Source organism: Bacteroides sp. AM54-2NS (genome assembly GCF_003602935.1).
Classification (GTDB): domain Bacteria; phylum Bacteroidota; class Bacteroidia; order Bacteroidales; family Bacteroidaceae; genus Bacteroides; species Bacteroides xylanisolvens.
The window spans coordinates 1-5,544 of record NZ_QTMZ01000096.1 but is presented as its reverse complement, the minus strand read 5'-3'; the positions used below and the strand labels follow the sequence as shown (position 1 = coordinate 5,544).

The following is a 5,544-nucleotide window of genomic DNA, read 5'->3' as shown; positions in this document are numbered from 1 at the left end:
CCACACTTAGCACTGGCCAGAACTGGGGTTAAAGCGGCATATAATGATAGAAATGCACTTCTTGTTTTTGACATCATATCTCATTATTGAGTGATTCCACCTTGACCATGTCACGTCCATTGTGACGAAGACCGCGGGCGATGATGGTGTTGTTCAATCTTCCGAATACATGGGGTCGGAATAGGTGGTATTCACTTCCTCCATCTTCTTCTCGATTGCGCTTTGTATCTTTTCAAGCACATGAGGCTTGCTCTCTTCCGCAGTGGCGGCTGCCTCCTCTGTAGGCTCTGCAAGCTGCTTCTCCTCGTAGGCTGTCTCATATTGGTTGTCGCCTACGCTGAAACCACCGTCGCTCTCGCTGACCGCTATCGACTCTTCCTCGTCGGTCATGTCACTGACATCAAACGACTCGCCCTGTGACTTCTCGTCCTTGGGCTTTCCGTACAGATCCTGCACGATGATGACCGTATAGTAGATGACATAGATTATGGTCACGACAATGGCGAATATTACAAATGACTTCATATTTTCAAGTTTGATTTTACTATGGTTTGGCTTATTGCCGATGCAAAGGAACTACCTTTTCTTCAATCTTAAACCGAAATGACTTTCCGCGGAGCCAAATCTTAACTCTAATTTTGATTACACTCGCAATCATACTCAAAAATCAAACTCGAAAGGCACAAAAAAAGCCCTTCCGATAGGGAAGAGCTTGTAAAGAGGGTGGATGAAAAAAATGTGGATGGCTATATGGTCAGGTACTTGCCATGGGAGAAGTCCTGATGTTCGTTAGAGAAAACATAGCCCAACTGGTTGGACAAGCATTGGGTGTTGCCTATCCTGGCATCGATGTTGGTGTGCGAATGTCCGTATATCCAATAGTCTATGCCGCTATCGGTGATATAGTCCTCCAACTCTACGGTGAACGCCACGTTTGCCTTGCTGCCTTGAAACTTTGGGTGGAGCATACGGAACGATGGTACATGATGGGTGACAACAATCTTATGGGCTGCTTGCGAATATGCCACTGCATCCTTGATAAAGGTGAGGCAACGTTCATGCTCAGCATTGAATTGGGCATGGGTCATCAGCTCACCTTTATATAATATACGGCGGAAGTCGCTTATCACTTGCTCGGTGAAGTAAGCGTCCTCCAAAGGAATCCTCGACCAAAGGGTGGAGAGGATGATGTCGGTGTCGCCAATCCTCGCAATACCGTTGTAGTGGCTGAATACATTGGGACGTACCTCCAAGAGATAGCCGTCGGGCAGTGTCGCCACATCATAATATTTGTAGAACTCATGGTTGCCCATGCAGCAATGCACCTCCTTGTAGTTCTCCGATGCCCAGTCCCAAAAGGGATGCTTGGAGTAGTTGTCATCGCCGAGATAGCCGATGTCGCCGGCAAGCAGCAGTATGTCGCCCGTCACCTCCAAGGGGTGGGCTTTCAGATACCGCCAATTGTCGGCAAACTCCAGATGCAGGTCGGATGCGTATTGTATCTTCATATTGGTCATGCTTCTATAAACAATTCATCCAGTTGATCTAACAGTCCGGTCACAAATGCCTCGTCTTGACCGAGTGACTTTGACAATGGTTCTGCGAGAGTTGACCAGTCGGCTCTGATGGAGGCGACAAACTCCCTTATACATGCCACTATTGAAGCAGGAGCCTCAATGTTGTCCTCAGTCATTATGACCACATTTTTCAGGATGTCCGAACGGTGCTTCTTGATGTCTTTGGTGTTCACATGCTTGCCGTCCCGCTTGTCTGCCATGAGATTTAGGTAGGCTCTTGCCTTCAGTGCTATCAAGGCAGCGGAATTGGCATGGCGTATGCCATCAGTCAGTTGGCTGTGTGCGATAGTAAAGTGATAGTAATCATCGTCCATGATGATGGCACTAAGACTCGACACATCTTCATCGGTCGGGATAGTTCTATGACAAATCCCTTTGGCTCTCCAAGCACGTCGGGGTGGCGTGACAGCAGTTCTATCATCTCGGGATAGCCGTCTTTACCATCAAGGAAACGATACATTTCATACCTTGGTGGCTCACCAGCCTCCTGTTTCCTCTTTTCAGGTCGATAGCCAGCCTCCCGCACAAACTGCCAGAAGCGATTGGCGAAAGCCTCGGTCATGTTCTCTACGATGACTATCATGTCGATGTCGTGTGTGGCGCGTGGACGCACCACGGTATTGGTCATGGTGATGTCACAGGCTGCTCCGCCTATCACCACATAGTTTTCTGAGTATTCCGCAAATGCTTCACGGAACTTGACTAATCCTTCCATTTCTGTTCACTGATTATTCGTTCTACTTCTTTTTCTACTCTCGGATCATCATCATCTCTCAACGAAAGGACAAGGGAAAGGCGATCAACCCACTGGCTTTTGTCGCCCATTTTGCTGACAACAGGGTATTTCCATACCTCTATGATATAGTTGCCGTCATAGATGTTGGGATTCTCCATGACATCAGCCGACTTGACGGCACGATATTCCTTGCTTGTCATCATTATCATCTCTTCCCGGTCACGATTAAGCATGGAATAATGTGCCAGGCATTGATGCCGCATACGGGGTATTCCGCATCCAAGCGTATGTCATCGCAAAAGATGCGGTTCTCCACAGGTGACAGCAAGACGTTCTGAGCCTTGTCCCACAGTTCCTTGCCCTTCAACTCGAAGTGTACCACCTTGCTGCGCTGTCCGTTCTGAATCTTTTGACACAGTCCTACATCTTCAAGACAGGTGACACCCAACGTGACGCTTTCGTAAGAATATGGAAGCAACGGTGCAATATCCCTTGGCGACATTCCTTCAATACTGCCCACCTGTAGGTGATAGAGTAGTATGTATTGCGCCACAGGGGTCAATACTTCGGCAATCTTCCTGTTGCTTGTCTTCTCCAATGCTATGATGCCTGGCAGATGGCATATTCCTCGGACATGACAAAGAAGACTCCTTTGTCTGCCAGTCTGTGTCGCTCGTAGGTGGGTCCGGGCGCAAGGATAAACACCGCAGGCAGTCCCAGGGCTTCGGTCAACCGCTTGCCCGTGATGGCGCAAGTCCGTGGAGAGGGATTGCCCTTCTTGGGCTCAACGAACAGCAGGGGCGTGCCTTGGTATGTGCCATCATAGAACGGTATGAGAGTTTCTCGCCAACCGTGATGCCTTTCAGGCTTTCCTTGGCACGAGGTTCCACCTCAAAGCGTCTGCCCAATATCCTTATTTCTTTTTTCAATTCCATTCTGCTACATTTTAATAATGTATTAAAACGATGCAAAAATAAGGATAATAATTGAGAATCAAGCATGTTTGGGCGAAAAAGTGCAGATTTGATATGTAATTTCAATGCATTTGAGCCATTTTTGCATCAAATGATGGTGTTTTCGTCTTTATAATGTCATTCAGATGCCGTTCGTTTCTTCCTCATCAGATAGTCGTTGACATCCTTGTAGTCGGCATATCTGAAGGACTCGTCCGTCACCCTGTACTCGAATACATTGCTGATGCTCTCAACCGTCTTGCGTCCTGCCTGGTCGTTGTCGAGGAAGCAATGGATGTGGGTGTAACGGTCAAGGTAATGCAATGCCTGTTTGAGGTTGGCGACTGAGTTCAGTATCATATAGTCGCAAGGGCTTTCAACGACAAACCATCGGTCTTGCTGTTTAACGAGGGTCATATAAGCAAGGAAGTCCATGAAGCCCTCAAAGACCAGACAACCGTTTTGCCACTCGTTGAACGTATGGGCAAGCAGGGTGATGTCCTTATGCCCGATGCAGCCCTTGAAATAGGGATTGCGCACCTCATGTCCTTCACTCAGATTGCCAAAGGCAATGCCATAGTAATGTTTTTGCTCAACCTTGTAGTGTATCTCCCTGCAATACATCCTGCCAATGGTGATGTCTATCCGTCGGCTACTGAAATAGGACAGCAGAGAATGGTTGCTCAGTGGGAGCAGCTTCACATCGTTCATCTTGGTTGTCGTGTATTCCTTGGCTGCGATAGCGGTCTCGATTGCCTTATCCACAGTGGCAATACTCTTGGACGCAAGGTAGGCAAGGGCATCGGAAACGGATTGTTTGTTATACATACGCTTTACCAGCTCCACAAGGTCACCGCCCTCCTTAATGGCGTAGTCGTACCACAGGTTCTCCTTCTTGCTGACCTTGAACGATGCGGTCTTCTCGTCCCTGAAGGGTGACAGATACCAGTAGGCATTGCCCTTCTTCTTTTTCAGCGTTACATTCTCCTTGTCTAAGAAGTCTATAATGCTCAGTTTCTTCGATTGTTCAATATTCATTGTACTTTCATTTGTTCGGTTTTACTTTGTCCATGGAAACAGTTTACTTTACCCTTTCTCCTATATAGGCACACCCGTAAACTAAACCATTTGCTAAACTACTTTTCCGCTTCCCAATTCAGCCTCCGATTTCGGTTTACTTTGGCCTTATTTCTTATATATAGGTACGGACGTAAACTAAACTGGTTTCTGAACTGTTTTTATTCCTCTTCATGGAACAGGTCAATCTCGGCAGGTGTATATCCGAAATAGTAATGATTATCCCGCTTCACTATGAGCTTTTGCTCGTTAATCAGGTATTTCAGCATTTTGATGATGACGCTTCTGCCACGCTTAAAGCCAATGTCTGCATAGGCTTGCGTTAATTCCTCCACCATGCGATCGAATCCTTTGATAGGTTTCTCCTTGAATGCAGCCGTCAGCGCCTCGTTATGCTGTTCGGATGTCAAGTCTTGGTAAGTAAACCTTGACGGTTGCTTGTCACCTTCTTCCTTCTCCGGCGTGTGCTCGACAATCTCTGGCAACCCTTCCTCATTGACTGTAAAGGCAAACGGCTTGAACTCCTTCTCACGGATGTGCATCGCCTTCACCTCGCTGATGTCGGGATTGGTGGTGCTCTTGGTGATGACAAGCACCGTCTCTGCCTTGTTGTTCATCTCCGTACCGATATGCCCGCGCACGTTATTGTCGCCCTTGTTCTGATGCAATACGCAATGGATGTGCAGGTCATACTTTGATGACCATTCCATCATCTTGTTGATGACCTCGACCGATTCTCCCGCATTGTTGATGTCGAGAAGCAGGTCTCTGATTCCGTCGATGATGACCAGTCCATAGCTTTGGTCTTGGGCAAGCGCATAGTCTATGACCTCTATCCTGACGGAGGGCGTGTACTCTCTCAGACAGATAAAGTCAAGGTTCTCGTTGTCGATGCTTGTAGGTAGACCAGCGAGCTTCAGGATGCGCTCCAGCACATTATGGCAGTGATAGCGGCTCTGCTCCGTATCTACATACAGTATCTTGCGTTTCCCCTCTGGCAGACTGGCGCGATAGTTCAGTACCTTGCCGTTGGCGAGGGAAGCGGCTACCAAGGCAGACACGTTGAAGGTCTTTTTCGCCTTTGCCTTACCAGTAGAAGCACTGAAGTTGCCCAATGTGGCTATGCTGGAATTATCAACCCATATAATCTGAGGAGGTGTTTTATAAGTATCTGTTGCCTTTATCAACGATTCGCTCAATA

9 protein-coding genes are annotated in these 5,544 nt (G+C 47.6%); 1 reads left to right on the top strand and 8 read right to left on the bottom strand.

All coding sequences use genetic code 11. From position 1 onward, the window contains the following. Positions 1–153: 153 nt before the first annotated feature. The 3 genes from DXA05_RS25580 to DXA05_RS28240 all read right to left on the bottom strand — a co-directional run bounded on the left by DXA05_RS25580 (position 154) and on the right by DXA05_RS28240 (position 1,915). Positions 154–525 (bottom strand): hypothetical protein, encoded by a 372-nt coding sequence (locus DXA05_RS25580; RefSeq protein WP_284515711.1) that lies wholly within the window; start codon positions 523–525, stop codon positions 154–156. A gap of 221 nt (positions 526–746) precedes the next feature. After that, positions 747–1,508: a metallophosphoesterase gene (locus tag DXA05_RS25575; RefSeq protein WP_005812859.1), complete on the bottom strand. Its 762-nt coding sequence runs from the start codon at positions 1,506–1,508 to the stop codon at positions 747–749. 5 nt (positions 1,509–1,513) lie between these two features. After that, entirely contained in the window at positions 1,514–1,915 is a 402-nt protein-coding gene (locus DXA05_RS28240; protein WP_284515710.1) for a hypothetical protein, read from the bottom strand. Positions 1,916–2,119: 204 nt separating this feature from the next. Between DXA05_RS28240 and DXA05_RS28235 the strand changes: the two genes are divergently transcribed. Next, positions 2,120–2,242, top strand: coding sequence for a hypothetical protein (locus tag DXA05_RS28235; RefSeq protein WP_255518806.1), 123 nt, complete (start codon positions 2,120–2,122; stop codon positions 2,240–2,242). 37 nt (positions 2,243–2,279) lie between these two features. Here DXA05_RS28235 and DXA05_RS28230 read toward each other — a convergent pair whose 3' ends face one another. The 5 genes from DXA05_RS28230 to DXA05_RS25555 all read right to left on the bottom strand — a co-directional run bounded on the left by DXA05_RS28230 (position 2,280) and on the right by DXA05_RS25555 (position 5,542). Then, positions 2,280–2,516 carry a hypothetical protein gene (locus tag DXA05_RS28230; RefSeq protein WP_261976883.1) on the bottom strand — a complete coding sequence of 79 codons (237 nt, stop codon included), beginning with the start codon at positions 2,514–2,516 and terminating at the stop codon, positions 2,280–2,282. Positions 2,517–2,518: 2 nt separating this feature from the next. Further along, entirely contained in the window at positions 2,519–2,911 is a 393-nt protein-coding gene (locus DXA05_RS28225; RefSeq protein ID WP_284515709.1) for a hypothetical protein, read from the bottom strand. 130 nt (positions 2,912–3,041) lie between these two features. Next, positions 3,042–3,248 (bottom strand): hypothetical protein, encoded by a 207-nt coding sequence (locus tag DXA05_RS28220; protein ID WP_284515708.1) that lies wholly within the window; start codon positions 3,246–3,248, stop codon positions 3,042–3,044. Between the two features lie 156 nt (positions 3,249–3,404). After that, complete coding sequence (locus tag DXA05_RS25560; protein WP_005812865.1) at positions 3,405–4,304, bottom strand: toprim domain-containing protein; 900 nt, start codon at positions 4,302–4,304, stop codon at positions 3,405–3,407. 200 nt (positions 4,305–4,504) lie between these two features. Further along, positions 4,505–5,542, bottom strand: coding sequence for an AAA family ATPase (locus DXA05_RS25555; protein WP_128859769.1), 1,038 nt, complete (start codon positions 5,540–5,542; stop codon positions 4,505–4,507). Between the last annotated feature and the right edge of the window lie 2 nt (positions 5,543–5,544).